Raw genomic sequence first — 23255 nt, 5'->3', positions numbered from 1 at the left:
CTCGCTGTCGTTGGCTTCATTAGAATGCCACCGTGGCGCTACAGACGCCTCGGCTTGGGCGAGTCCATCCAATTACATGTACATGATTGAGGAGCCATCGTTTGCCGTTCTCACGCGGCAAAGGGTGGCAGCTGTACGCAGGGTGAGAATACCGGACAGTAGGCAACCGGCCAGACCGAAGTCTGCCTACGCACAGCCACCATGGAACGGTCACGGACGAAATGACATCCATAACGAGGCTGGCACTGATGCGCTTACTGAACACGGGTTCTCACGCCCGACCGCTGATTTTGCAGCGATGGACGAAGACTAGAGACCGGTTTCGGCAAGCGCAAGGCGAAAGAATTTTCTAGGAAACTTCAGTCGATGGAAAGCGAATTGTCTGATAACCGCTTTCAGGAAAAAAGATAATCGGCTGAAAAACGCACAAACAAAAACGCCACTCTATTGAGTGGCGTTTTTGTGTATTTGGAGCGGGAAACGAGACTCGCATCTGGCGTCCGACCCATTGAAATCTAAAGGCTTTTTAATATTCCCTCAGCAGGAATGGACTCATTTTTGGACTTGTTCGGAGGGCATGTCAAGAACGAGAAGAACATAAGTCCAAGTCGCGCTACCGAGTGCTTTCTACAGCCACGTGGAGAAGCAGCTATCAGGCCGCGGGTATCATTTTCCGCAGGATTGCCGCGATGGCCGGAGGTGCGTCGATCAGATGTGTTCTCTCATTTATCGTGGCGATTCAGAAACGACAGCGCCCGGTCGAACACCACTCCAAATATCGAACGCCGCAAAAGCGGCCTCGCCGTCGATGGACTCTTGATGACCATGGTATCGGAGCTCCCCGCACCTAACTGACAGTCAATAACTGAAATCATGCCCCAACTCTTTCTGCATCCATTCCAGGAATCGTCTGACCCGAGGAAAGTTTGAGTGGGCCCTTGGGAAAACCAAATGGTGTGCAGTAATCGAAGCGCTCAGCTCCGGTGCTACCTCTACCAAAGCACCGCGCGCGAGATAATCCTGCGCCAGCAATGTGCTTTCCAAAGCAAAGCCAAGCCCGTGGCTGGCGGCCTCCAATGTCATGTAAGACCGGTCGAAGCTCAGCGAATAGGGTTTTTCTGGACGTGACAAGCCATGTTGTGCAAACAGCTGTGGCCACTTGATCAGCGTGGCCTCCGAAAGGATCAGATTGCTGTCCAGCAGATCCGCGACCATTCGGATCGGGTGCTTTTCCAACAGTTTCGGGGACGCCATCACCGCAATTTTTTCATCACGTATCGTTCGCACTTCGAAGCTCGGCCAATTGGGCATCCCATGGCGGATGTCGACATCGATCTTGTCTCGACTGAAGTGCAGTGATTCGTAGGAACACGAGAGGTTGAGCTGAATATCGGGATGGCTCTGGCGAAACTGCTCCAGACGCGGCATCAGCCATAACAGGCCAAAACTGGGCGACGAGTGCAATCGCAGACAATCAAGGCTGACATCACTGGCGGCGCGCTCGGTCGCCACGGCGAGACTGTGCAGGATGCCAGAAACCTCAGTGAGGTATTGCTCGCCGATCGGGGTCAGCGTCACGCCTCTGGCCGTTCTGAAAAATAATTGTCGACCGATCATCGCCTCCAGTTTGGCCAACTGGTGGCTGACCGCCGAGGGTGTCAGGTCGAGCAACTCAGCCGCGCGCGCTACATTGCCGAAGCGGGCGGTCTGTTCAAAGGCCTGAATGGCTTTCAGGGGTGGCAGTATCGCAGGTGCATCGCCGGGTGAACGCATGATTATTGTTATTCCGCTGCAAGTGGCATAGGCCGGGCGTTCACCTATTCAACCATCCGATCATTTCATTGGCGAGTGCTGAATTTTTTTCAGCATCCAGTGAAGTTCACGTTATTGCTCAAGGCGGGCCTGGGGAACAAGCTGAGTCATCGATTCGATTCGGATCGACCCAATAACAACAATCAGAGGTACCCTCCCATGCTTCTTCAAGGCAAGGTCGCGATCATCACCGGTGCAGCTTCAGCACGTGGCATTGGCCGGGCAACAGCGATCACTTTCGCGCAACAAGGCGCCCACGTCGTGATACTGGATCTGGATGAATCCGCCGCACGTGATGCCGCAGCTTCCCTGGGCGAAGGCCATCTCGGGCTCACAGCCAACGTCGCTGACGAATCGCAAGTTCAACAGGCAGTCGCCAAAATCATCGAGCATTTCGGCCGCATCGATATTCTCGTCAACAACGCCGGCATCACCCAACCACTCAAGACCCTGGACATCCGCCCTGCCGATTACGACAAGGTGCTGGACGTCAGCCTGCGCGGCACCCTGCTCATGTCACAGGCAGTGATTCCAACCATGCGTCAACAGTCCTCCGGCAGCATCGTGTGCATGTCGTCCGTTTCCGCTCAACGGGGCGGTGGCATTTTCGGTGGCCCTCATTACAGTGCCGCCAAAGCGGGCGTGCTGGGTCTGGCCAAAGCCATGGCGCGCGAACTCGGGCCGGACAAGGTACGGGTCAACTCAATCGCCCCCGGTTTAATTCACACCGATATCACCGGTGGCTTGATGCAGGACGAACGCCGGCACGCGATCATCGACGGCATCCCGCTGGGACGTCTGGGTGAAGCCCAGGACGTGGCCAATGCCGCCTTGTTCCTGGCCAGTGACCTGTCTTCCTACCTGACCGGCATCACTCTGGATGTGAACGGCGGAATGCTGATTCACTGAGCACACCTGGCGGGCCTCGCGGCCCGTGCGGTTCTGGATCGACGATGCAGCCGGGCCTGATGGCCTGGCGGTCAATAAAAACAAGAGATCAGACCATCATGACAACCCTGTCGCTCGAAGCGGTTTCGACCGTGCGCTCCAACGCCTATCGTAAAACCGCATGGCGCCTGATGCCTTTTCTGATGCTGTGCTACCTGTGCGCTTACCTTGATCGGGTCAACGTCGGCTTTGCGAAGTTGCAGATGATGAACGATCTGTCGCTCAGCGAAACGGTCTACGGACTGGGCGCGGGCATGTTCTTCATTGGGTATTTCCTGTGCGAAGTGCCGAGCAACATCATTCTGCATCGGGTGGGTGCGCGCATCTGGATTGCGCGGATCATGATTACCTGGGGCATCGTGTCTGCCCTGTTCGCCTTCGTCGAAACCGCCTGGCAATTCTATGCACTGCGCTTTCTGCTCGGCATTGCCGAAGCTGGTCTGGCGCCTGGACTGTTGCTGTATTTGACCTACTGGTTTCCGTCCTACCGTCGCGCCCGTATGACCGTGCTGTGGTTTATCGCCATTCCGCTCTCCGGGATGGTGGGCGGGCCCCTCTCCGGCTGGATCATGAACCATTTCGCCGGTATGCATGGCTGGGCTGGATGGCAGTGGATGTTTGCCCTGGAAGCCGTTCCCACTGTCGTGGTCGGATTGCTGGTGCTGAGCTACCTCAAAGACGGCGTGCATCAAGCCACCTGGCTCGACGACGAAGAGAAAGCACTCATCAGCCGGGAGCTGGCCGAGGATGAGGGCAAGAAGGTTACCCACGCCTCCCCTGGTGCATTCATCCGTGATCGGCGTCTCTGGTTGCTCGCCGCCATCTACTTCTGCGTGGTGATGGGGCAATACGCAATCACCTTCTGGCTGCCGACCCTGGTGCGTAACGCAGGGGTTTCCGATCCGCTGAAAATCGGCCTGCTGACCAGCCTGCCCTACCTCTGCGCGATTGTGGCCATGCTGTATGCCGGACGCAGTGGTGACAAACATCGCGAGCGCCGTTGGCATCTCATTGTACCGATGATCGCAGGTGCTATCGGGCTGAGCCTGGCGGCTCTAATGGGGGGAAATGTGACGCTCTCCATTCTCAGCCTTTGCCTGGCCGCTTCCGGAATTCTGTCCGCCACGTCGCTGTTCTGGATGCTACCCACCACGTTGCTGGGTGGCGTATCCGCTGCCGCGGGCATCGCGGCCGTCAACAGCTTTGCCAACCTCGCAGGCTTCTGCTCGCCTTATCTGATCGGCTGGGTCACCACCGTGACTGGTTCCAGCGCCATTGGCATGTATCTGATCACTGGCGTACTGGTCGGCGGCGCCTTGTTAGTGCTGCGCGTCCCCGCTGCCTTGGTCAACCGTTAAGTTAAAGGAGTTCACGCATGACGACTAACACATCACACCCCGGCTCTACAGACCTCGTGGACCGCGCCCACAACATTCGTCACCACGCGCTGCGAATGGGCCAGGTTCAGGGACAGGGCTATGTCGGCCAGGCACTCGGCGCTGCCGATCTGCTGGCGGTGTCCTATTTCCACGCCCTGCGCTATCGGCCAGAAGACCCGGAATGGGAAGGCAGAGATCGCTTTTATCTGTCCATCGGTCACTACGCGATTGCGCTGTATGCGGCATTGATCGAAGCCGAAATCATTCCGCTGGAAGAACTGGAAACCTACGGATCGGACGACAGCCGCCTACCCATGTCGGGCATGGCCACCTACACCCCGGGAATGGAAATCACCGGAGGCTCACTCGGCCAGGGCTTGGGCATCGCGGTAGGTGCCTGCCTGGGCCTGAAGCGGAAAGGATCGCCCTCCTTCGTCTACAACCTGCTATCGGACGGCGAACTGAATGAAGGTTCGACCTGGGAAGCGGTGATGTCGGCGTCTCACTGGAAGCTCGACAACCTGATCGCGATTGTCGACGTCAACAACCAGCAAGCCGATGGTTACTCAAGTGAAATTCTGTCGTTCGAGCCGATCGTGGATCGCTGGCAGGCATTCGGTTGGTTCACCCAGCGTGTCGATGGCAATGACCTTGATGCATTGGTCAGCGCATTCGACGCCGCCCGCAGCCACCCTGGAACCCAACCACGCGTCATCATCTGCGATACCCGCATGGGCAAGGGCGTGCCGTTTCTGGAAACCCGCGAAAAGACACATTTCATCCGCGTGGAAGAACACGAATGGGATCTGGCGCTGAACAACCTTGAAGAAGGAAAAAACCAATGAGTAACGCAGCCAACACTCCGACCTCGACGGGCGAACCGGCAAAAAAACGCCTCACCACCTCGGCGATGATCGCCTCGATCGCCTCCGAAGGCCAAGCCACCAAGTCGGCACCTTTCGGGCATGCGTTAGCCGCGCTGGCGGATCAGCGTCCGGATATCGTCGGCATGTCCGCCGACTTGTCCAAGTACACCGACCTGCACATCTTCGCCAAGGCACATCCAGATCGCTTCTATCAAATGGGCATGGCTGAGCAACTGCTGATGAGTGCGGCGGCGGGGATGGCTCGGGAGGGCTTCGTTCCCTTCGCCACAACCTACGCGGTTTTCGCCTCCCGTCGCGCCTACGACTTCATCTGCATGGCGATTGCCGAGGAAAACCTCAACGTCAAAATCGTCTGTGGATTGCCTGGCCTCACGACCGGCTATGGCCCAAGCCACCAAGCCACAGACGACTTGGCGATCTTCCGTGCCATGCCCAACCTGATGATCGTCGACCCGTGCGATGCATTGGAAATCGAACAGGCAGTGCCGGCCATTGCCGCGCATCAAGGGCCCGTCTACATGCGTTTGTTACGCGGGAATGTGCCGCTGGTGCTGGATGAATACGGCTACAAATTCGAGATCGGCAAGGCCAAGACCCTTCGCACCGGCAACGATGTTTTGATCATATCCACGGGCTTGATGACGATGCGCGCACTGGAAGCTGCCAAGCAGCTGCAGGCCGACGGAATTGATGTCGCCGTGTTGCACGTGCCGACAATCAAACCACTGGATGAACAGACCATTCTTGCCGAAGCGAGAAAAACCGGTCGATTGGTAGTGACCGCAGAGAACCACTCCATTATCGGTGGGCTAGGTGAAGCCGTTGCCGGGGTATTACTGCGCAATGGGGTGACACCAACCTTCAGGCAAATCGCCTTGCCCGATGCGTTTCTGGATGCGGGTGCATTACCGACGCTGCATGATCGCTACGGCATTTCGACTCAGGCTGTCAGCGCCCAAATCAAAGCCTGGCTTTGACCGCAGACACCGGCAGCACCCACAACATAAGACTCAATCGAACAGTTTGAAAACTTGAATCTGCCCCCAGATAGCGGCCTATGGAGACAGCGGTCGCTATTCATATACGTGCAAGTCCCCTGCCCCGCGAGCATCGACACCGCAGCATCGGTTCCGAGGCCAAGCCTTTAACGGCTGGTAGCGCCCTGCAGAAAAAACTGCATAACCTGCGTCGCCATACCCACCCGGGCAACCCGCCCACGCCGTTCTGCATCGACAAATCCGTAAATGATCGAGGCAAACATCTCCGTCAGCACCTGGGCACTGATGTCGATGCGAAACACCCCTTCGTGCTGACCGCGCAGGAAGAAATTGTCCAGCGCGTCCGAATAAGGCTTCCAGCGACTGCCGCCTGCGCATTCATCCAGCGAATCAGGCCGCCACTGGAAGGCCAGGAAAGTCAGTAGTTCACGATGGGTCAAATGATTTTCGATAAGGCGCTGGAGGGCCTCAAGAGGCGGTGCCTCCTGCAGGTTCGCGTTATCCATGACCTGATTGATCACAATAGAGCCGTAATTGAACAGCATCTCAATGAGATTGTTACGCGTGCCACAGAAGCGATTCAACGTGGCCTTGCTCACGCCTGCGGCTTCGGCGATGTCTTTGAACGTCCCTGCCGGGTGATCGACCATGGCAATCGCCAGGGCCTTCAACAGTTTCTCGTTCGCTGCGGATAAATCCATTAGGTGTTTCTTCGATTATCAGAATGACGTGCGGGCCATTGTCCAGAAATAGCCCAGCTTCTCAAGCACAACGACGAATCCGATCACAAAAGAACCAAATGAGTCAATATTGACTCATTTGACAAAACAAACAATCATTCGCATCTTTAGCAGCTAACGGGCCTGGCCCAGGTGAAAGATGAGTACGTCGCGCAGATGGCAAGTGGTTCCGGTACTCCCTTTATTGGCCGCATTGAGCCTGGCAGGTTGTGAACAGCCGCCGCAGGGTTGGGGCGGACCCGGGGGGCCGCGTGAAGTCGAAGCCATGACAGTTAGCAGCGAACCACTGACCCTGATCGCACAATTGCCGGGACGTGTAGAGCCGGTGCGCGTTGCTGAAGTGCGCGCACGGGTAGCGGGCATCGTGCTGGCTCGGCATTTCGAGGAGGGCGCGGATGTCAAAGCCGGTGATCTGCTGTTTCAGATCGACCCGGCGCCGTTCAAGGCTGCACTCTCGCGGGCTCAGGGCGAGCTGGCCAAGACCGATGCGGCGCTCTTCCAGGCCCAGGCGACCGTCAAGCGTTACGAACCGCTGGTCAAGATCGAGGCGGTAAGCCAGCAGGACTTCGATACCGCCAAAGCGGCCCTGCAAAGCGCCCTGGCGGCCAAGCGCTCGGCCCAGGCCGATATCGAAACAGCCAGGCTGAATCTGAGCTACTCCACAGTCAAAGCCCCGATCACCGGGCGCATCGGCCGAGCCCTGGTCACCGAGGGTGCATTGGTCGGTCAAGGCGACGCGACCATGATGGCGCGCATCCAGCAGCTGGACCCGATCTATGTCGACTTCACCCAACCCGTGGCCGATGCATTGCGCATGCGCGCCGCCATCGAACAGGGAAGCCTTACCGGTAACGCTGAAACCCCGCTGACCCTGAGTGTCGAAGGCTCAGAGCACCAGAGCCAGGGCGAGCTGCTGTTCTCCGATATCGCCGTGGACCGCACCACCAGCCAGATTTCCCTGCGCGGGCGCTTCGCCAACCCGGGAACGGTGCTGCTGCCGGGCATGTACGTGCGCGTCAGTGCGCCACAAGGCCTGGACAAGGCCGCCATCCTGATACCGCAACGTGCCGTGCAGCGCTCCGCGGATGGTCAGGCACGAGTGCTGGTCATCGGCCAGGACCAGACAGTCGAAGCCAAACCGGTGAACACCGGCGCCATGCAGGGCTCCCGCTGGCAGATCACCAAGGGACTGGCCGTGGGCGACCAGATCATCACCGGTGCAATGAACGGCATCAATCCTGGCGACAAAGTCATTGCCAAATCGCTGACTACCCAGCAGGCCAAGGTCCAGTAAGGGCGTAGCGCTCGAGGAAACGACATGTCTCAGTTTTTTATCCGACGCCCGAATTTTGCCTGGGTCGTCGCGTTGTTCATCATGCTCGCCGGTCTGCTAGTCAATCCTTTGCTTCCGGTAGCCCAGTATCCGGTCGTGGCACCACCACAGATCACCATTACCGCCAACTACCCAGGGGCCTCGGCCAAGGTCTTGGTGGACTCGGTCACCAGCGTCATCGAGGAAGAACTCAATGGCGCCAAGGGCCTGCTCTACTACGAGTCCACCAGCAACTCCAACGGTACCGGCGAGATCGTCGTAACCTTCGAGCCCGGAACCAGCCCACCGCTGGCCCAGGTCGACGTCCAGAACCGGATCAAGAAAGCCGAGGCCCGTCTGCCCAAAGCGGTGCTCGATCTGGGCCTGCAGGTCGAGCAAGCCAGTTCCGGCTTCCTGATGATTTACACCCTGAGTTACAAAGGCGACAGCGCAGGCAAAGACACCGTGGCCCTCGCCGACTACGCCGCGCGCAACGTCAACAATGAAATCAGTCGCGTCAACGGTGTCGGTCGGCTGCAGTTTTTCGCGGCTGAAGCCGCCATGCGGGTCTGGATCGACCCGCAGAAACTGATCGGTTACGGGCTGTCCATCGACGATGTGAATGCGGCGATCCGCACGCAGAACGTCCAGGTGCCGGCCGGCAGTTTCGGCAGCACCCCCGGCTCGTCACAACAGGAGCTGACCGCGACCCTGGCGGTCAAGGGCACCCTGGACAACCCGCAGGAGTTCGGCCGTATCGTCCTGCGAGCCAAACAGGACGGCTCGACTGTGCGCCTGGCCGATGTGGCACGCATCGCCGTGGGCAGTCAAAGCTACAACTTCGAGTCGCGCCTCAACGGCAAGCCTGCCGTTGCCGCCGCGGTGCAACTCGCCCCCGGCGCCAATGCCATTGCAACCGTGGCGGCAGTCAAACAACGCCTGAACGAACTGTCAGTCAACCTGCCCAGCGATGCCGAGTTCTCCGTTCCCTACGACACCTCGCGCTTCGTCGACGTGGCCATCGAAAAAGTGATCTACACCCTGATCGAAGCCATGGTCCTGGTGTTTCTGGTGATGTTCCTGTTTCTGCAGAACATCCGCTACACGTTGATCCCGGGCATCGTGGTGCCGGTCTGTCTGCTGGGCACGCTGACCTTCATGTACTTGCTGGGTTTCTCGGTGAACATGATGACCATGTTCGGCATGGTGCTGGCCATCGGCATCCTGGTGGACGACGCCATAGTGGTCGTAGAGAACGTCGAGCGGATCATGGCCGAGGAAGGACTCAGCCCCGCTGCGGCGACGGTCAAGGCGATGGGCCAGGTGTCGGGCGCAATCATCGGTATCACCCTGGTCCTGTCGGCGGTGTTCATGCCGCTGGCCTTCATGTCCGGCTCGGTGGGCGTGATCTACCAGCAGTTTTCATTGTCGCTGGCGGTGTCCATTCTGTTTTCAGGCTTCCTGGCCCTCACCTTCACCCCTGCGCTGTGCGCCACTTTGCTCAAACCCGTTCCGACTGGTCATCACGAAAAGCGCGGTTTCTTCGGCGCGTTCAACCGTGGCTTCAATCGCCTCGCGCAGCGCTATGAGCGGCTCAACACCACGCTGGTCAAACGCACCGGGCGCTACATGTTGATCTATGCGGGCATCGTCGCCCTGCTGGGCTTTTTCTACCTGCGCCTGCCGGAATCCTTCGTCCCGGTGGAGGATCAGGGCTACCTGATCATTGATGTCCAGCTCCCTCCTGGCGCCACTCGAAACCGCACCGACCTGACGGCCCGAGAACTGGAACGCTACATGATGTCCCGGGACACCACAGCCTCGATGACCATGTTGCTGGGTTTCAGCTTTTCCGGTCAGGGCGAAAACGCCGGCATCGCCTTCCCGACGTTGAAGGATTGGTCGGAACGCGGAAAGGGGCAGTCAGCAGCGGATGAGGCGGCAGCCTTCAACCAACGGTTTGCCAGCCTGAATGACGGCACCGTCATGGCCGTGAGCCCGCCGCCGATCGAGGGTATGGGCACTTCCGGCGGATTCGCCCTGCGCCTGCAGGATCGCGCCGGACTCGGCCGAGAAGCCCTGCTGGCAGCGCGTGACCAGTTGCTGGGCAAGGCCAACGGCAATCCGAAGATTCTCTACACGATTATGGAAGGCCTGGCAGAAGCACCGCAGTTGCGCCTGGATATCGATCGGGAGAAGGCCCGAGCGCTAGGAGTGAGTTTCGATTCGATCAACAACGCTCTGTCAACGGCATTCGGCTCCACGGTGATCAATGACTTCGCCAATGCCGGGCGGCTGCAACGCGTGGTGGTGCAAGCCGAACAGGCCGCCCGCATGACGCCCGAAAGCGTGCTCAAGCTGTATGTCCCCAACGACAGCAACGCCTTGGTGCCGCTGAGCGCGTTTGTTTCTACCCGTTGGGAGGAAGGCGCGGTACAGATCGCACGCTACAACGGCTATCCGGCCATCAAGATCGCCGGGGATGCGGCGCCCGGGGTCAGCACCGGTGAAGCCATGGCCGAGCTGGAGCGTCTGGCCGCCGAACTGCCAGCCGGCATAGGTTACGAATGGACGGGCCTGTCCTATCAGGAGAAGGTCGCCAGCGGCCAGGCCTTGATGGTCTTCGCTCTGGCCTTCCTGGTGGTGTTTCTGTTGCTGGTGGCGCTCTATGAGAGTTGGGCCATCCCGTTGACAGTAATGCTGATCGTGCCTGTCGGCGCCCTGGGCGCCGTGCTGGCCGTGACCGCCGTCGGCATGCCCAATGACGTCTACTTCAAGGTCGGCCTGATCACCATCATCGGCCTGGCGGCGAAAAACGCGATCTTGATTGTCGAGTTTGCCAAAGAACTGTGGGAGCAAGGCATGCCCGTACGCGAGGCGGCGATTCAGGCCGCGCGCCTGCGCTTTCGCCCCATCGTGATGACCTCCATGGCCTTTATCCTCGGTGTCGTGCCGCTGACCCTGGCCACCGGAGCCGGCGCTGCCAGTCAGCGGGCCATCGGCACCGGGGTGATTGGCGGCATGCTCAGCGCCACCTTGCTGGGGGTGATTTTCGTCCCGGTGTTTTTCGTCTGGGTGCTGTCCTGGCTGCAACGCAAACCCCAATCATCAGTCTCTGGCGAAACCCGGACCACGGGGTAACCCCATGCAGTCGAATAACTTCCGCTGGTCCACCGTAGCGACACTGAGCGTCGTACTGGGGGGCTGCTCGCTGGCCCCTAATTACCAACGGCCCGAATCACCGGTTGCGGTGCGATGGAGCGACGCTTCAGCACAAACGCCCGGCACCGCAGCCGTCGATGCCGACGCCCTGAATTGGCAAGCCTTTATCGTCGATCCGCAGCTGCGCCTGCTGGTGGTGGCCGCCCTGAACAACAATCGCAGTCTGCGCCAGGCGTTGCTGGACATCGAAGCGGCGCGGGCCCAGTACCGGATCCAGCGCGCCGACCGAGTACCGTCGCTCAACGCGATCGCCAGCGGCAATCGCCAGCGCCTGCCCGGTGACCTTTCAACCACAGGCAACCCGCAGGTCAACAGCACTTATCAGGTCGGCCTTGGGCTGAGCGAGTTCGAGCTCGATCTGTTCGGTCGAGTGCGCAACCTGTCCGACGCGGCGCTGGAACAGTACCTCGCGACCGCAGAAGCAACACGTGGCACACAGATCGCCCTGGTGGCCGAAGTCACCCAGGCCTACTTGACCCGTGACGGCGCACAACGGCGCCTGGCACTTACCCGACAGACCCTGGAGACGCGCATGGCCTCGCTGGAACTGGTGACCCAGCGACGCAAGGCCGGCACCGCCACTGCACTGGATTATCAAGAGGCCCTGGGGCTGACCGAACAGGCCCGGGCCGAACTGGAGAGCACCGATCGAGAGCTGCGCCAGGCCGGGCATGCCCTGCAACTGTTGATCGGGACCCAGGATGCAGCGAGTTACCTTCCCGCCAGACCGCAGGATGAGCTGTTGGTGGTGCAGGACATTGAACCCGGCACCTCGTCGACGCTGATCGAACGGCGCCCGGATATCCTCGCCAGCGAACACCGACTCAGGGCGCGCAATGCCGATATCGGCGCCGCCAGGGCGGCCTTCTTCCCGCGCCTGTCGCTGACCGGCTCGGTCGGCAGCTCCAGCAAGGAGTTGTCCGGCCTGTTCGACGGCGGCTCGAATGCCTGGACCTTTGCCCCGAGCCTGTCACTGCCGATCTTCGCCGGCGGACGTAACCGCGCCGGTCTGGACCTGGCCAAGGTGCGCAAGGATTCGGCAGTGGCCAACTACGAAGGCACTATCCAGAACGCTTTCCGCGAGGTCGCCGACAGCCTCGCCGCCACCGACACGCTGCGCCGCGAGGAAGTCGCCCGCCAGGCACTGGCCGATTCCAGCCAAGAGGCACTGAAACTAGCCAAGGCCCGCTACGAAGGGGGAGTGGATACCCATCTGCGCTACCTGGATGCCCAGCGCAGTGCCTTCAGCGATCAATCCACGCTGATCCAGGTCAGCACCGAACGGCAGATCGCACTGACCAGCCTGTTCAAAAGCCTGGGCGGTGGATGGCGAGCTGATGCAGCCGAAAATCGCAATCAATAACTGAGCCCGGCCACTTATCGTCAACCACCCCAGGAGGGTCAATGCACACTGAAAGTGATTATCTGAAGATCGGTCCCGGCGAGCTCGACGCAACTTCTCTAGCGGAGTTGATCCAGGGGCAGTCCTTGCCCCTCTGGTTCACCGGCGTCGACTTCAGCGGTCAGGATCTGTCGCGGGTCAATCTGCAAGGCGCACGCTTCGAGCGCTGCCTCTTCGCAGGCAGCAATCTGACCGCGGCGAAGCTCGATAGCACCGAGTGGTTGAGTTGCCGAGCAGCACACGCGATGTTTCGCTCGGCAACATTGGTTGATGCCAGGTTCGTCAGCTCCGACCTGAACAATACCCAATGGCAGCACAGCAAGCTGGCTCACGCCTCCTTTGACGGCTGCAAGCTGACGGGCGCCAATTTCATTGACACCTCAACCCTGGGTTTAAGTTTTTCCGACTGCGTGCTGCGCAGCGCCTGCCTGTCCGGCCTTTCATTCTACAAATCGCAACTGCGAGGCCTCGACTTTGCCGACGCCGATCTGAGTTACTGCGACTTTCGTCATGCCGTCTTTCTTGAGGGGGGAAGCTTGTCGTTGGCTCGGGTCAATAATGCTCGCTTTGACCAGGCTGATTTGCGGGAGGCGAGTCTGGATGGACTGCGCCTTGTCGATGCGAAGATGTTCAAGGGCGCGATTATCTCCAAAAGCCAGGCGGCGATGCTGCTATCAGGTTTAGGCCTGACAGTGTTGTAGCGCGGCTCTGTCGTTTACATTGCTCATAGGAATTGAGCCGCTGGCAACCCACAGTCAGGCGGCGATCGAATTGTTCGAGCGTCAGGGTTTCCAAAACACCAAAGAACAGATCGCCAACCAGACCGGGGTCTTGGTGTCCGAGGTCTTCAAGTACTTCGGCAACAAGCAGGAAATCATGCTGGACATCCTGCGCGATGCCGACAAACTTGCACTCCAAGACCTTCGAAACCCTATCCAGTCAATGGACAATTCTAGTTATTAGTTAGCCGTTGAAATTCCGCAACATTCTCGGCTGTGATAAGGCGATAGGGAATAAACACACTTCGTTCAACTGCTTTTTTATCAATCATTTTTATGGCAGCCTCCAGAGCACCTTCTGATTGACCTCTAGCATCCTGGAATACGGATACCGTCATGAGGCCTCGTTGAATCGCGGCCAACCCGTCGGGAGTACCGTCAACCCCTCCAACAAAAACTTCCTTTACGCCTGATTGACGTAGTGCCATGGCCGCCCCAATCGCCATTTCATCGTTATTTGATAAAATCGCGTCAATTTTTTTACCGGCCACCAACCAATTATTTGTAATATCCATACCCTTTTCACGGAGCCAGGAACCACTCTGCTCCTCGACTACATTAATATTCGGATACTTGGCCAGGACCTCCTTAAAACCAGCCGTACGACTGTGAGTTGCATTGTTGGCCAAGTCCCCCAACAAAATGGCCACTCGACCTTTGCCATCCAGCTTCTGAGCCAAGAATTGCGCTTGCATTCTCCCAGACTCCTTGTCATCAGAGGTCACTGTTACTACGCCGTCAGGCAGCTTAGGCTTATCGGGTCTCCGGTTAAGGTAAATCAAAGGAATTCCTGCTTTGACGGCCGATTCAGTAATGGCGTCCGTGGCACCGGTATCCACCGGATTGACTATGACGGCATCGACTTTCTGGCTAATGAAGCTCTGAACCTGGTTTAATTGTTTGACCACGTCATTCCGTGCATCTTCAAACTGTAGATCTACCCCTTCCTTTTGGGCCCGACTGCTTAAATAATTTCGCAAGGCCGTAAGATAAGTATCATCAAATGTCGGCATACTGACACCGATTCTGAGCTCAGCCAGCACAGAAGTACTCATCAGCAGCAACATCGCAGAAGCCAGCACGCGAGACTTGATATGCATATTTACAACTCCTATTTTTATTGTTGGTGTTTGTACGTTATCAAAACAATTAGAGCGCAATAAAAAAGAGGCTATCGGGGGTATTTATCAGATCGCAGTGTCGTGCAAACCCGGGCCATCACGGCGCCGCATCAGTTCCTTGAGGCGTTTGCGCAGTAGCGCCGATTGATACCAGTGGGCCGATACCAGGCTTTTTTCCGCCGCTCGGGCGGCTTCGGGACCGGTCAATCGGTAGTCACGGGATAAAGGCTGGATGACATGTACAAAAGCCAGACTGGGTTCGGACATGTTCTTATTCTCCGCAAGCTTGATGGTTTCAGGCGCTTGCATGGATGTGGAATCACATCGCTGGAGAAAATATAGGGGACCGGGAAATTGCACTCAATCCCTTGCACCGATTCCCTATCAAGCTTTCATCCGGCCCCTATAGAGCTTGATAGTTTTCTATCAAGGCACTCCTGGGGCTCGCCATGAACAGACGCACACGTCCCACCATCACGACCGTCGCCGAGCAGGCCGGCCTGAGTGTCGCGACCGTCGACCGGGTGTTCAACACCCGTGCCCCGGTCAATCCGCAAACCGCCGAGCGAGTGTTCCAGGCAGCCGAGGCAGTTGCGAGAGCGCGCTCCGGCGGCCTTCCTTCAGGCTCAGCCTGCGGAACTCGACCCACTGATTGAACACCGCTTCGAAGGTATGCTCTGCCACGCTACGAACAGCACGGCGTTGCTGTTTACGGTGCTCATAGGGATTGATGCCTTGGGCAACCAAGGCACGTGCCTCATCACGACGGATACGCGCTTCTTTGAGGCTGATTTGCGGCTTGCAGGTGTCTTGTAGCCGCTGCCGAAGGCTGCGCCAAGGTCCGAAGGACCTTCTTGCGAGAGCTCCGAAGGATCTTTCGCAGCCAAAAGCACGACCGCTTCGCGCTCGAGCGCAGCCTGTCGGCAGCGGCTACAGGATTTGCGCAGTCATCTGGTTTTCATGACTGACTAGTATTAGGCCAAAGCCTCTTTTCTCAATGCCAGACACAAATCACGCGCAAACAAAAACGCCACTCTATTGAGTGGCGTTTTTGTGAATCTTGGAGCGGGAAACGAGACTCGAACTCGCGACCCCGACCTTGGCAAGGTCGTGCTCTACCAACTGAGCTATTCCCGCGTCTTGGTGATGCGCATTCTATAGGATCTACGCACCCCGTCAACCCCTTGATTCAAAATAGTTTTATTTCTTTTCAGGATTTTCCGCATTGATCTTCAAATGCGGCCACGCCGCCCGCAGATACTGCAGCATCGACCACAGGGTCAGCACCGCCGCCGCCATCAGCAAGGTATAGCCCACCAGCACCCAGAAGCTGAAGTCCGAGGGGTTGGCCAGCAGGATCACCAACGCCAGCATCTGCGCCGCGGTTTTCCATTTGCCCATGTTGGAAACGGCCACCTGCGCCCGCTCCCCGATTTCAGCCATCCACTCGCGCAGGGCCGAGACCACGATCTCACGACCAATGATCACCGCCGCCGGCAAGGTCAACCACAGGTTGCCATGCTCCTGCACCAGCAAGACCAGCGCCACGGCCACCATCAGCTTGTCCGCCACAGGATCGAGAAACGCGCCGAACGGCGTACTCTGCTCCAGACGACGGGCCAGGTAGCCGTCCAGCCAATCCGTCGCCGCCGCAAAGGCAAACACCGAACTGGCCGCCATGTAACTCCACTGGTAAGGCAGGTAAAACAGCAAAATGAAAATCGGAATGAGTACGACGCGTAGAACGGTGATCAGATTAGGGATATTCATCGGCACAACTGGCTACGAAGTTGAAGGGCATTCTACTCGCTGTGCAGGCTTGCATAAATCAACTCAGCGAGCTTTTTACTGATCCCGGGAGCTTTGGCGATCTCGTCGATGCTGGCACGGGACAGCTCCTGCAATCCACCAAAATGTTTCAATAGTTCACGACGACGCTTCGGCCCAACCCCCGCCACCCCTTCCAGGGTTGAGGTACGACGGGTCTTGCCACGTCGTGCCCGGTGCCCGGTAATGGCAAAACGGTGGGCTTCGTCGCGGATCTGCTGGATCAAATGCAGGGCCGGCGAATCGCCTTTCAAGGTGAACTCATGGGCCGCGTCGTTGAGGTACAAGGTCTCGAAACCGGCCTTGCGCGTCGCGCCCTTGGCCACGCCGAGCAGGATCAGGTCCGGCACCGCCAGCTCATTGAGCACATCGCGAGCCATGGACAACTGACCCTTGCCACCATCCACCAGCAGGATGTCCGGCAGCTTGCCCTCGCCCTCCTTGATCTTGCTGAAGCGCCGGGTCAGGGCCTGGTGCATCGCCGCATAGTCGTCGCCGGCAGTGACGCCTTCGATATTGTAACGGCGATAGTCCGACTTGATCGGGCCTTCCGGGCCAAATACCACGCAAGACGCGACTGTCGCTTCGCCGCTGGAGTGACTGATGTCGTAACACTCCAGGCGCTGCGGCGGCTCGTCCAGGTTCAGCACCTCGGCCAGGGCCTCGAAGCGCGCGGCCATATGCTGACGATCGGCCAGACGGGCGCCCAGGGCCTGCTCGGCATTGGTCACCGCCAATTGTTGCCAGCGTGCCCGCGTACCGCGCACCCGATGGCTGATGGCCAATTCGCGCCCGCGCAGCCCATTGATGGCAGCGATCAGGGTCGGGAAGTCTTCGTGGACCACGTTGACGATCAGCTCACTCGGCAGGTCGCGCTCGGGACTGCCGATAAAGTACTGGCCGAGAAACGCCATCAGCACTTCGGACACGTCCTCCTCGATACCAACCTGCGGGAAGAAATTCTTGCTCCCCAACACTCGCCCGCCGCGCACGCTGATCAGGTGCACGCAGGCGCCGCCCGGGTTGATGAAGGCCGCGACCACATCGACATCACCGGTGCCGCCTTCCATGCTCTGCTGGTCCTGGACCCGGCGCAGCAGCGAGATCTGGTCACGCAACTCCGCGGCACGCTCGAAATCGAGGGTGCTGGCCGCCTGTTCCATGCCGGCGTTCAACTCGTCGGTCAGGGCGTTGCTGCGTCCTTCGAGGAACATCACCGAGTGACGCACATCCTCGGCATACACCTGGGGCTCCACCAGCCCGACACAAGGCCCCTTGCAGCGCTTGATCTGGTATTGCAGACAGGGTCGGGTGCGGTTCTTGTAATAGCTGTCCTCGCACTGGCGGACCAGGAAGGTCTTTTGCAGCAGACTCAGGCTTTCACGAATCGCCCCGGCACTCGGGTAAGGCCCGAAGTATTTGCCCTTGGCTTTCTTGGCCCCACGGTGAATGCTCAGCCGCGGGTAATCGCCATCCGAGAGAAAGACGTAGGGGTAGGATTTGTCGTCGCGCAGGAGGATGTTGTAGGGCGGCCGCCATTCCTTGATCAGCGTCTGCTCCAGTAGCAGCGCTTCGGTTTCATTGGCGGTGATGGTGGTTTCCACCTGGGCGATACGCCCCACCAATGCCGCGGTCTTCGGCGCCAGGCCGGTCTTGCGGAAGTAACTGGCCAGACGCTTCTTCAGGTTCTTGGCTTTGCCGACGTAGAGCAGGCGCGCGTCGCCATCGAACATGCGGTAGACGCCGGGGCGGCCACTGCAGGTCGACAGGAAGGCACTGGAATCGAACAGATCAGTCATTGTCAGCCGGCATCGACCATGCCGTGGCGAACCGCCAGGAGCGTCAACTCGACATCGCTGCTGACCGAAAGCTTCTCGAAAATCCGATAACGGTAGGTGTTCACGGTTTTCGGCGACAGGCACAGCTTGTCGGAGATGATCTGGACTTTCTGGCAACCGACGATCATCAGCGCAATCTGGATCTCGCGCTCGGACAAGGCGTCGAACGGCGAATCACTGGCCGGCTGGAAGGACTTGAGTGCCAGTTGCTGGGCAATCTGCGGGCTGATGTAGCGTTGCCCGGAAAACACCAGGCGAATCGCCTGGACCATTTCCGCCAGGCCCGCGCCCTTGGTCAGGTAGCCGGCCGCGCCGGCTTGCAACAAGCGCGTCGGGAACGGGTCTTCTTCACAGACGGTCACCGCCACCACCTTGATGTCCGGATGACTGCGCAATAGCTTGCGCGTGGCCTCCAGGCCGCCGATGCCAGGCATCTTGACGTCCATCAATACCACATCGGGCTTGAGTTCCCGCGTCTTGAGCAACGCCTCCTCTCCCGACTCAGCCTGTCCCACGACCTGCAGACCGTCGATATCCGCCAACATCCGCGTAATGCCTGTACGCACAAGATCATGGTCATCGACTACTAGCACCCTAATCAAGCAGACACCTCACGAATTTGGTCTTATCAGGTTATTGACCACCTTAGCAAAAAACCACGGGGCTGACCTAGCTGCAAGCGTCACATAAGCGTATCGATGCGCTATAAAGCGCTTGCAGGACAGCAAGCGCGTTTCCTCAGAAATGAACTGACTCAGGAGTCACTGGAGCCGGCTCGCCCGTTTGCCCCATAAGGCCCAGCGGTTTCAGCCAAGGTGGTGGTCAGCCGATGGATCGCGTCCTGATCTTCCTTTTGCAACACTCGATAGTTACCCAGCACTTTTTCTTCCACTTGGCTGAGGTTGTCCAATTGCATCGGGGTCGGTTGCCCCGTCAGTACATAAAGCACATCGACACCCCGTGCGGCGACACGGGACAAATAGTCGGCCTTCGGTGCGCGATCACCGCTTTCATATTTACCCTGTGCGTTGGCCTCAACGCCTCCGATTTCACCAAAAGCCTTCTGCGACAAACCCAGTCGCTCTCTCTCTTGCCGCAATCGCGAACCAATTCCACTCATTTGGATGTAAGATCCCATTTTAAACACCCTTAAGGGTGGTATACTCAACAAGTATTAAACACATTTGAACGGTTTTGAACTATGCCCGGTATTCGCACCGCCGCACAAGCCAAGGCTTGGCTGGAACACCAAGGAAAATCGGTTCAGGAGTTTGCGCGCGAGCATGGCGTCGACCCGGCAACCACCTATCAAGTGCTCGCTGGGCGAAAAAAGGGACGGCGTGGGGAAGCCCATAAGGTCGCGGTCCTATTGGGCATGAAGGACGGAATCATCCCATCCGACACCGACAAGTCGAGTGAGTCATTCCCGACTTGTTAGGCCCAGTATGCGCCTCGTGTAGCGATATATAGGACAATTCTCAAAGTATTGTCAGTAATTACCAGATACCGTATTTAAGGTATTGAGACTCATTTGCAAAAAACACTCATCCTCACCGACTATGCTCAAACCCTGACGCAGATACAACCGCTGGGCCGGGTTGCTCTTGAATACGGTCAGGCGTAACTCCCGACGCCCCTCTCTGAAGGCGATTTCCCGTGCTTGCCCGATCAGCCAACCGCCCAGACCCTGGCCTCGCCCCGCCTCGACCAGTTGTAACTCACGGATGTACAAGGCTCGGGCACTGCGACTGAAACTGACAAAACCCAATACCTGCTCGCCGTCACACAACAACTCGTTCTGCCGTCCGGCCCAGGCCTGGTCAAAAGCCTCATCCAGCCAGAGCAGATCGTACTCACAGTAGTAAGCCATCATGTTCTGCCGCGTGAGTTCCCGAGCGAACGCCAGGTCTGCGTTCAGCGCCGGACGAAAACGCCAGCGCCCATTCACAAGCCCGTCACCGACACCACCTCCCCGGACCATTGGCCGGCGACACGCCGCCCGATCACCAACACATCACCCACACCTTCAGCCACCACCACCCGTTGCCCGCCAGCCGCCCAGAGCGCGCTGCGTCCCGCCGACTGCCAGCCCCCCGTCGTGCCGCCATGGTTGGCCATCAGCACCGCCATCCCGTGCTCCCGGGCATAACCCTGTAACAAAGCCGTATCGGGTGCATAACCGTTCTCAGTGATCAACACACTGGCGGCGTAAAGATTAGCCTCAGATTGCGCCGCCCGTAGCGGATGACTGGCGTGGGAAAAATCAGCACAGACCGCCAGAGCAATGCGTTCGCCAGCGATTGTCAAGGGTTCACCACCGCTTCCCGGACTAAATGTCAGCGCTTCGCCGTCGTGCAAATGTTGCTTGCTGTAGACCTGCAAGGAGCCGTCGGCGCCAAACGTCAGCGCCCCGATCAGCACCGGGCCGTCGCTGGACAGGCGTATTGGCATGCCCACCACGATCACCAGCTTCAGTTCGCCGGCCAGCTCGCGCAGCGGCGCCAGTACCGGGTCGTCCGGGGTAATCGCCAACCCGGCCGCCAGGCTGCGTTCATAGCCGGTCAACGACAACTCGGGGAACAGCAGGAACTCCACGCCCTGCTCCGCGGCCTGGCACATGAACGCCAGGTGTCGGCCGATATTGGCCGACAGGTCTCCGGCAATCGAGACGGTTTGGGCAGCGGCAAGGGTAAACACGCTCATGATTCAGTCCTGACAATCCGATCGGAAATATCTGTCGAGTGTGTCATAAACACCTAGCGCATTTAAGCGATAGAACCTACTCACGGGCCCCCATAGAATTTTCTGATTGAACAGGGCGATACCGCTCTAGTAAGCTCGGCGACATTCCCACGGAGTTGCACCATGCACCTGACTCAATCCCTGCTTCGCCACACCGCCAGCGCCTCGCGCCCGGTCGCGGCTGCCCGGATGAGCACGGTCGGCACCCGCGCGAGCTTTTATTTTGGGTATTGGTTTAGCCACTGGCGCGCCTGATACCCAACCGGCGCCCACTACTACAGGGGTCGCCTACCAGAGAATTCTCAACCCCCGGTCGGCTTCCCGACCGGGGGTTTTGTTTTTCAGGGCCCGAACTTTTTGTAACCGACTTTTTAAATCAAGGAATACCGACATGAACCACAACCTCTATTACCGCAACGACATCAGCAGCGCCTGGCGATTTAGCAAGCTCCGCTCGGGACAGCACGCCGCCTCCGAACGGTCACGCACAGGTGGCACGCACACCCTCACGGCCAATCCGGCTGATTGTCGAACACCCCAATAGGGCCGCGCGCGGGAAGCACCCGCCGCCAGCCCAGGAAGCCCGAACATGAATTCTTCTCTCTCTGCCCTGCCGTCCGCCGTCCTGTCATCAGCCAACGAACCGCTGACCCAGCGCCTGCCCAGCACGCTGCAACTCAAGCAGCACCTGCCCCTCAATGCCAGCCTGGGCGAACAGGTCGAGCGCCACCGCCACGCCGTGCGTGCCATCCTCAACGGTGAAGACCCACGCCTGCTGGTGATCGTCGGCCCCTGCTCGATCCATGACCCGCAATCGGCCCTTGAATACGCAGGCAAGCTGGCCAACCTGGCGAGCGACGTCAGCGACCAGATGCTGCTGGTGATGCGCGCCTACATCGAGAAACCCCGGACCACGGTGGGCTGGAAAGGCCTGGCCTACGACCCGCATCTGGACGGCAGCGACGACATGGCCGGCGGCCTGGCCCTGTCCCGTGAGCTGATGCGCGAGATGTTGCGCCTGGGTCTGCCGATTGCCACCGAACTGCTGCAACCCATGGCGGCCGGTTATGTCGATGACCTGCTGAGTTGGGTTGCGATCGGCGCACGAACCACGGAGTCGCAGATTCATCGGGAAATGGCCAGCGGCCTGCCGATGCCGGTGGGATTCAAGAATGGCACCGACGGCAGTGTCGGCATCGCGGCGGACGCCATGCGTTCGGCGGCCCATGCCCATCGGCATTTCGGCGTCGACAGCCAGGGCCATCCGGCGATCATCCAGACCCCGGGCAACCCGGACACCCATCTGGTGCTGCGTGGCGGTCATCGCGGACCGAACTACGACACCCACAGCGTGGCGCAGGTGCGGGCCGGCCTGGCCAAACAGTCGATTGCCGCGCGGATCATGGTCGATTGCAGTCACGCCAACAGCGGCAAGGACCCACTGCGCCAGCCAGCGGTGTTCGTCGATGTGCTGGAACAGCGTTTGCGCGGTGATCGCTCGTTGGTCGGGATGATGCTTGAGAGTCATTTGTTCGAAGGTTGCCAGGCGCTGAGCGCGAACCTGCGCTACGGCGTTTCGATCACCGATGGCTGTCTGGGCTGGGAAGCGACCGAAAAATTGCTGCGCGAAGCGGCCGGGCAACTGCGTGAGCAGCAGGTGGCTGAGGTTGTCGGCGCCTGAAAGACCGCCATCGCCGGCAAGCCGGCTCCTACAGTGACCGCGTCTGCCGGAATGCACGCGGTCCTCTGTAGGAGCCGGCTTGCCGGCGATGAACGATAACGCGGTTCATCCGACACACCACGCTGCCGGGAACTTTTGCCGGGAAAATCCGGCCTGAATCCGGTAATCTCAACACTTTCTTGAAAGGAGTATTACCTCATGGCCAAAGCCACTGCCCGTCACATCCTGGTTGCCAGCGAAGCCAAGTGCAACGAACTCAAGGCCCAGATCGAAGGCGGCGCCGATTTCGCCGAGATCGCCAAAGCCAACTCTACCTGCCCGTCCAGCCGCGACGGCGGCAACCTGGGCTCGTTCGGCCCAGGCCAGATGGTCAAGGAGTTCGACAGCGTGGTCTTCAGCGCTCCGGTCAATACCGTACAAGGCCCGGTGAAAACCCAGTTCGGTTACCACCTGCTGGAAGTGACCAGTCGCCAGGACTGATCCTGCCCGCCCCTGTAGGAGCGAGCTTGCTCGCGATGGACGTCAACGATAACGCGGGGTATCTGATACCCCACGGCGCCTGGATTA

At 59.0% G+C, this 23255-nt stretch carries 22 protein-coding genes, 1 tRNA gene and 3 pseudogenes; 14 read left to right on the top strand and 12 right to left on the bottom strand.

All coding sequences use genetic code 11. The annotated features are described in order from the left end of the window. Positions 1–858: 858 nt before the first annotated feature. Positions 859–1773, bottom strand: a complete 915-nt coding sequence (locus AC07T0_RS15075) for a LysR substrate-binding domain-containing protein (RefSeq protein WP_008154195.1) — start codon at positions 1771–1773, stop codon at positions 859–861. Positions 1774–1971: 198 nt separating this feature from the next. Here AC07T0_RS15075 and AC07T0_RS15070 point away from each other — a divergent pair, with 198 nt between their 5' ends. The 4 genes from AC07T0_RS15070 (at position 1972) to AC07T0_RS15055 (ending at position 6003) form a co-directional block, all read left to right on the top strand. Further along, positions 1972–2721 (top strand): SDR family NAD(P)-dependent oxidoreductase, encoded by a 750-nt coding sequence (locus AC07T0_RS15070; RefSeq protein ID WP_495001933.1) that lies wholly within the window; start codon positions 1972–1974, stop codon positions 2719–2721. 98 nt (positions 2722–2819) lie between these two features. Then, on the top strand, positions 2820–4118 hold the full coding sequence (locus AC07T0_RS15065; protein WP_495001939.1) for an MFS transporter: 1299 nt from the start codon (positions 2820–2822) through the stop codon (positions 4116–4118). 17 nt (positions 4119–4135) lie between these two features. Further along, positions 4136–4984, top strand: a complete 849-nt coding sequence (locus tag AC07T0_RS15060) for a transketolase (RefSeq protein ID WP_495001932.1) — start codon at positions 4136–4138, stop codon at positions 4982–4984. Further along, positions 4981–6003 (top strand): transketolase family protein, encoded by a 1023-nt coding sequence (locus AC07T0_RS15055; protein WP_495001931.1) that lies wholly within the window; start codon positions 4981–4983, stop codon positions 6001–6003. The genes AC07T0_RS15060 and AC07T0_RS15055 overlap by 4 nt, the downstream gene beginning before the upstream one ends. Positions 6004–6170: 167 nt before the next feature. On the opposite strand, the gene AC07T0_RS15050 is transcribed toward AC07T0_RS15055, so the two are convergent. Beyond that, positions 6171–6725, bottom strand: coding sequence for a TetR/AcrR family transcriptional regulator (locus tag AC07T0_RS15050; protein ID WP_495001930.1), 555 nt, complete (start codon positions 6723–6725; stop codon positions 6171–6173). Positions 6726–6903: 178 nt separating this feature from the next. On the opposite strand from AC07T0_RS15050, the gene AC07T0_RS15045 reads away from it, so the two are divergent. The 5 genes from AC07T0_RS15045 (at position 6904) to AC07T0_RS15025 (ending at position 13663) form a co-directional block, all read left to right on the top strand. Continuing rightward, positions 6904–8058 carry an efflux RND transporter periplasmic adaptor subunit gene (locus tag AC07T0_RS15045; protein WP_495001929.1) on the top strand — a complete coding sequence of 385 codons (1155 nt, stop codon included), beginning with the start codon at positions 6904–6906 and terminating at the stop codon, positions 8056–8058. A 24-nt stretch (positions 8059–8082) separates the two neighbouring features. Then, the gene (locus AC07T0_RS15040) at positions 8083–11217 is read left to right on the top strand and encodes a multidrug efflux RND transporter permease subunit (RefSeq protein WP_495001928.1); all 3135 of its coding nucleotides are present in this window, start codon (positions 8083–8085) and stop codon (positions 11215–11217) included. Between the two features lie 4 nt (positions 11218–11221). Further along, entirely contained in the window at positions 11222–12661 is a 1440-nt protein-coding gene (locus tag AC07T0_RS15035) for an efflux transporter outer membrane subunit (protein ID WP_495001927.1), read from the top strand. Between the two features lie 41 nt (positions 12662–12702). Further along, complete coding sequence (locus AC07T0_RS15030; RefSeq protein ID WP_495001926.1) at positions 12703–13401, top strand: pentapeptide repeat-containing protein; 699 nt, start codon at positions 12703–12705, stop codon at positions 13399–13401. 70 nt (positions 13402–13471) lie between these two features. Beyond that, on the top strand, positions 13472–13663 hold the full coding sequence (locus AC07T0_RS15025; protein WP_495001925.1) for a TetR/AcrR family transcriptional regulator: 192 nt from the start codon (positions 13472–13474) through the stop codon (positions 13661–13663). Here AC07T0_RS15025 and AC07T0_RS15020 read toward each other — a convergent pair. Next, on the bottom strand, positions 13653–14579 hold the full coding sequence (locus AC07T0_RS15020; RefSeq protein ID WP_495001924.1) for a sugar ABC transporter substrate-binding protein: 927 nt from the start codon (positions 14577–14579) through the stop codon (positions 13653–13655). The genes AC07T0_RS15025 and AC07T0_RS15020 overlap by 11 nt on opposite strands. Before the next feature lie 90 nt (positions 14580–14669). Beyond that, positions 14670–14867, bottom strand: a pseudogene (locus AC07T0_RS15015) (fatty acid desaturase); the annotation flags it as partial. Positions 14868–15049: 182 nt separating this feature from the next. On the opposite strand from AC07T0_RS15015, the pseudogene AC07T0_RS15010 reads away from it, so the two are divergent. Further along, positions 15050–15193, top strand: a pseudogene (locus tag AC07T0_RS15010) (LacI family DNA-binding transcriptional regulator); the annotation flags it as partial. Here the strand turns inward: AC07T0_RS15010 and AC07T0_RS15005 are convergent. The 6 genes and pseudogenes from AC07T0_RS15005 to AC07T0_RS14980 all read right to left on the bottom strand — a co-directional run. Beyond that, positions 15180–15401 (bottom strand): annotated as a pseudogene (locus AC07T0_RS15005) (integrase arm-type DNA-binding domain-containing protein); the annotation flags it as partial. The pseudogenes AC07T0_RS15010 and AC07T0_RS15005 sit on opposite strands and share 14 nt — an antisense overlap. A gap of 260 nt (positions 15402–15661) precedes the next feature. Continuing rightward, positions 15662–15737, bottom strand: a tRNA-Gly gene (locus AC07T0_RS15000). Between the two features lie 63 nt (positions 15738–15800). Further along, positions 15801–16370 carry a CDP-diacylglycerol--glycerol-3-phosphate 3-phosphatidyltransferase gene (gene pgsA / locus AC07T0_RS14995; RefSeq protein WP_218222338.1) on the bottom strand — a complete coding sequence of 190 codons (570 nt, stop codon included), beginning with the start codon at positions 16368–16370 and terminating at the stop codon, positions 15801–15803. Between the two features lie 32 nt (positions 16371–16402). Beyond that, positions 16403–18226: an excinuclease ABC subunit UvrC gene (gene uvrC, locus AC07T0_RS14990; protein ID WP_495001923.1), complete on the bottom strand. Its 1824-nt coding sequence runs from the start codon at positions 18224–18226 to the stop codon at positions 16403–16405. 2 nt (positions 18227–18228) lie between these two features. Further along, positions 18229–18867 (bottom strand): response regulator transcription factor GacA, encoded by a 639-nt coding sequence (gene gacA, locus AC07T0_RS14985; RefSeq protein ID WP_100939313.1) that lies wholly within the window; start codon positions 18865–18867, stop codon positions 18229–18231. A gap of 152 nt (positions 18868–19019) precedes the next feature. Then, complete coding sequence (locus tag AC07T0_RS14980; RefSeq protein ID WP_495001938.1) at positions 19020–19385, bottom strand: helix-turn-helix domain-containing protein; 366 nt, start codon at positions 19383–19385, stop codon at positions 19020–19022. Positions 19386–19466: 81 nt separating this feature from the next. On the opposite strand from AC07T0_RS14980, the gene AC07T0_RS14975 reads away from it, so the two are divergent. After that, on the top strand, positions 19467–19703 hold the full coding sequence (locus AC07T0_RS14975; protein WP_495001922.1) for a DNA-binding protein: 237 nt from the start codon (positions 19467–19469) through the stop codon (positions 19701–19703). Positions 19704–19754: 51 nt separating this feature from the next. Here the strand turns inward: AC07T0_RS14975 and AC07T0_RS14970 are convergent, their stop codons facing one another. Both AC07T0_RS14970 and AC07T0_RS14965 read right to left on the bottom strand, forming a co-directional pair. Beyond that, positions 19755–20213, bottom strand: a complete 459-nt coding sequence (locus AC07T0_RS14970; protein ID WP_495001921.1) for a GNAT family N-acetyltransferase — start codon at positions 20211–20213, stop codon at positions 19755–19757. Continuing rightward, the gene (locus AC07T0_RS14965; protein ID WP_495001920.1) at positions 20210–20968 is read right to left on the bottom strand and encodes a carbon-nitrogen hydrolase family protein; all 759 of its coding nucleotides are present in this window, start codon (positions 20966–20968) and stop codon (positions 20210–20212) included. The genes AC07T0_RS14970 and AC07T0_RS14965 overlap by 4 nt, the downstream gene beginning before the upstream one ends. A gap of 162 nt (positions 20969–21130) precedes the next feature. On the opposite strand from AC07T0_RS14965, the gene AC07T0_RS14960 reads away from it, so the two are divergent. The 3 genes from AC07T0_RS14960 to AC07T0_RS14950 all read left to right on the top strand — a co-directional run bounded on the left by AC07T0_RS14960 (position 21131) and on the right by AC07T0_RS14950 (position 23168). Continuing rightward, complete coding sequence (locus AC07T0_RS14960) at positions 21131–21262, top strand: hypothetical protein (RefSeq protein ID WP_495001919.1); 132 nt, start codon at positions 21131–21133, stop codon at positions 21260–21262. Positions 21263–21596: 334 nt separating this feature from the next. Beyond that, positions 21597–22688, top strand: a complete 1092-nt coding sequence (locus tag AC07T0_RS14955) for a 3-deoxy-7-phosphoheptulonate synthase (protein WP_495001918.1) — start codon at positions 21597–21599, stop codon at positions 22686–22688. A 198-nt stretch (positions 22689–22886) separates the two neighbouring features. Further along, the gene (locus AC07T0_RS14950; protein ID WP_248797872.1) at positions 22887–23168 is read left to right on the top strand and encodes a peptidylprolyl isomerase; all 282 of its coding nucleotides are present in this window, start codon (positions 22887–22889) and stop codon (positions 23166–23168) included. Positions 23169–23255: the final 87 nt, after the last annotated feature.

The organism is Pseudomonas sp. GW821-FHT04D07 (genome assembly GCF_059420225.1).
Note: the sequence above shows the minus strand (reverse complement) of the source record. Positions and strands in the feature narration are given on the sequence as shown.

Excerpts from the sequence above, each read along its gene's own strand:
- AC07T0_RS15065 (WP_495001939.1), top strand. The coding sequence starts at position 2,820 with ATGACAACCCTGTCGCTCGAAGCGGTTTCGACCGTGCGCTCCAACGCC.
- AC07T0_RS15045 (WP_495001929.1), top strand. The coding sequence starts at position 6,904 with ATGAGTACGTCGCGCAGATGGCAAGTGGTTCCGGTACTCCCTTTATTG.
- AC07T0_RS14980 (WP_495001938.1), bottom strand. The coding sequence starts at position 19,385 with ATGAGTGGAATTGGTTCGCGATTGCGGCAAGAGAGAGAGCGACTGGGT.
- AC07T0_RS14965 (WP_495001920.1), bottom strand. The coding sequence starts at position 20,968 with ATGAGCGTGTTTACCCTTGCCGCTGCCCAAACCGTCTCGATTGCCGGA.
- AC07T0_RS15050 (WP_495001930.1), bottom strand. The coding sequence starts at position 6,725 with ATGGATTTATCCGCAGCGAACGAGAAACTGTTGAAGGCCCTGGCGATT.
- AC07T0_RS15060 (WP_495001932.1), top strand. The coding sequence starts at position 4,136 with ATGACGACTAACACATCACACCCCGGCTCTACAGACCTCGTGGACCGC.
- AC07T0_RS15075 (WP_008154195.1), bottom strand. The coding sequence starts at position 1,773 with ATGCGTTCACCCGGCGATGCACCTGCGATACTGCCACCCCTGAAAGCC.
- AC07T0_RS15055 (WP_495001931.1), top strand. The coding sequence starts at position 4,981 with ATGAGTAACGCAGCCAACACTCCGACCTCGACGGGCGAACCGGCAAAA.
- AC07T0_RS15070 (WP_495001933.1), top strand. The coding sequence starts at position 1,972 with ATGCTTCTTCAAGGCAAGGTCGCGATCATCACCGGTGCAGCTTCAGCA.
- AC07T0_RS14975 (WP_495001922.1), top strand. The coding sequence starts at position 19,467 with ATGCCCGGTATTCGCACCGCCGCACAAGCCAAGGCTTGGCTGGAACAC.
- AC07T0_RS15035 (WP_495001927.1), top strand. The coding sequence starts at position 11,222 with ATGCAGTCGAATAACTTCCGCTGGTCCACCGTAGCGACACTGAGCGTC.
- AC07T0_RS14955 (WP_495001918.1), top strand. The coding sequence starts at position 21,597 with ATGAATTCTTCTCTCTCTGCCCTGCCGTCCGCCGTCCTGTCATCAGCC.
- AC07T0_RS15020 (WP_495001924.1), bottom strand. The coding sequence starts at position 14,579 with ATGCATATCAAGTCTCGCGTGCTGGCTTCTGCGATGTTGCTGCTGATG.
- AC07T0_RS14950 (WP_248797872.1), top strand. The coding sequence starts at position 22,887 with ATGGCCAAAGCCACTGCCCGTCACATCCTGGTTGCCAGCGAAGCCAAG.
- AC07T0_RS15030 (WP_495001926.1), top strand. The coding sequence starts at position 12,703 with ATGCACACTGAAAGTGATTATCTGAAGATCGGTCCCGGCGAGCTCGAC.
- AC07T0_RS15040 (WP_495001928.1), top strand. The coding sequence starts at position 8,083 with ATGTCTCAGTTTTTTATCCGACGCCCGAATTTTGCCTGGGTCGTCGCG.
- AC07T0_RS14960 (WP_495001919.1), top strand. The coding sequence starts at position 21,131 with ATGCACCTGACTCAATCCCTGCTTCGCCACACCGCCAGCGCCTCGCGC.
- uvrC (WP_495001923.1), bottom strand. The coding sequence starts at position 18,226 with ATGACTGATCTGTTCGATTCCAGTGCCTTCCTGTCGACCTGCAGTGGC.
- pgsA (WP_218222338.1), bottom strand. The coding sequence starts at position 16,370 with ATGAATATCCCTAATCTGATCACCGTTCTACGCGTCGTACTCATTCCG.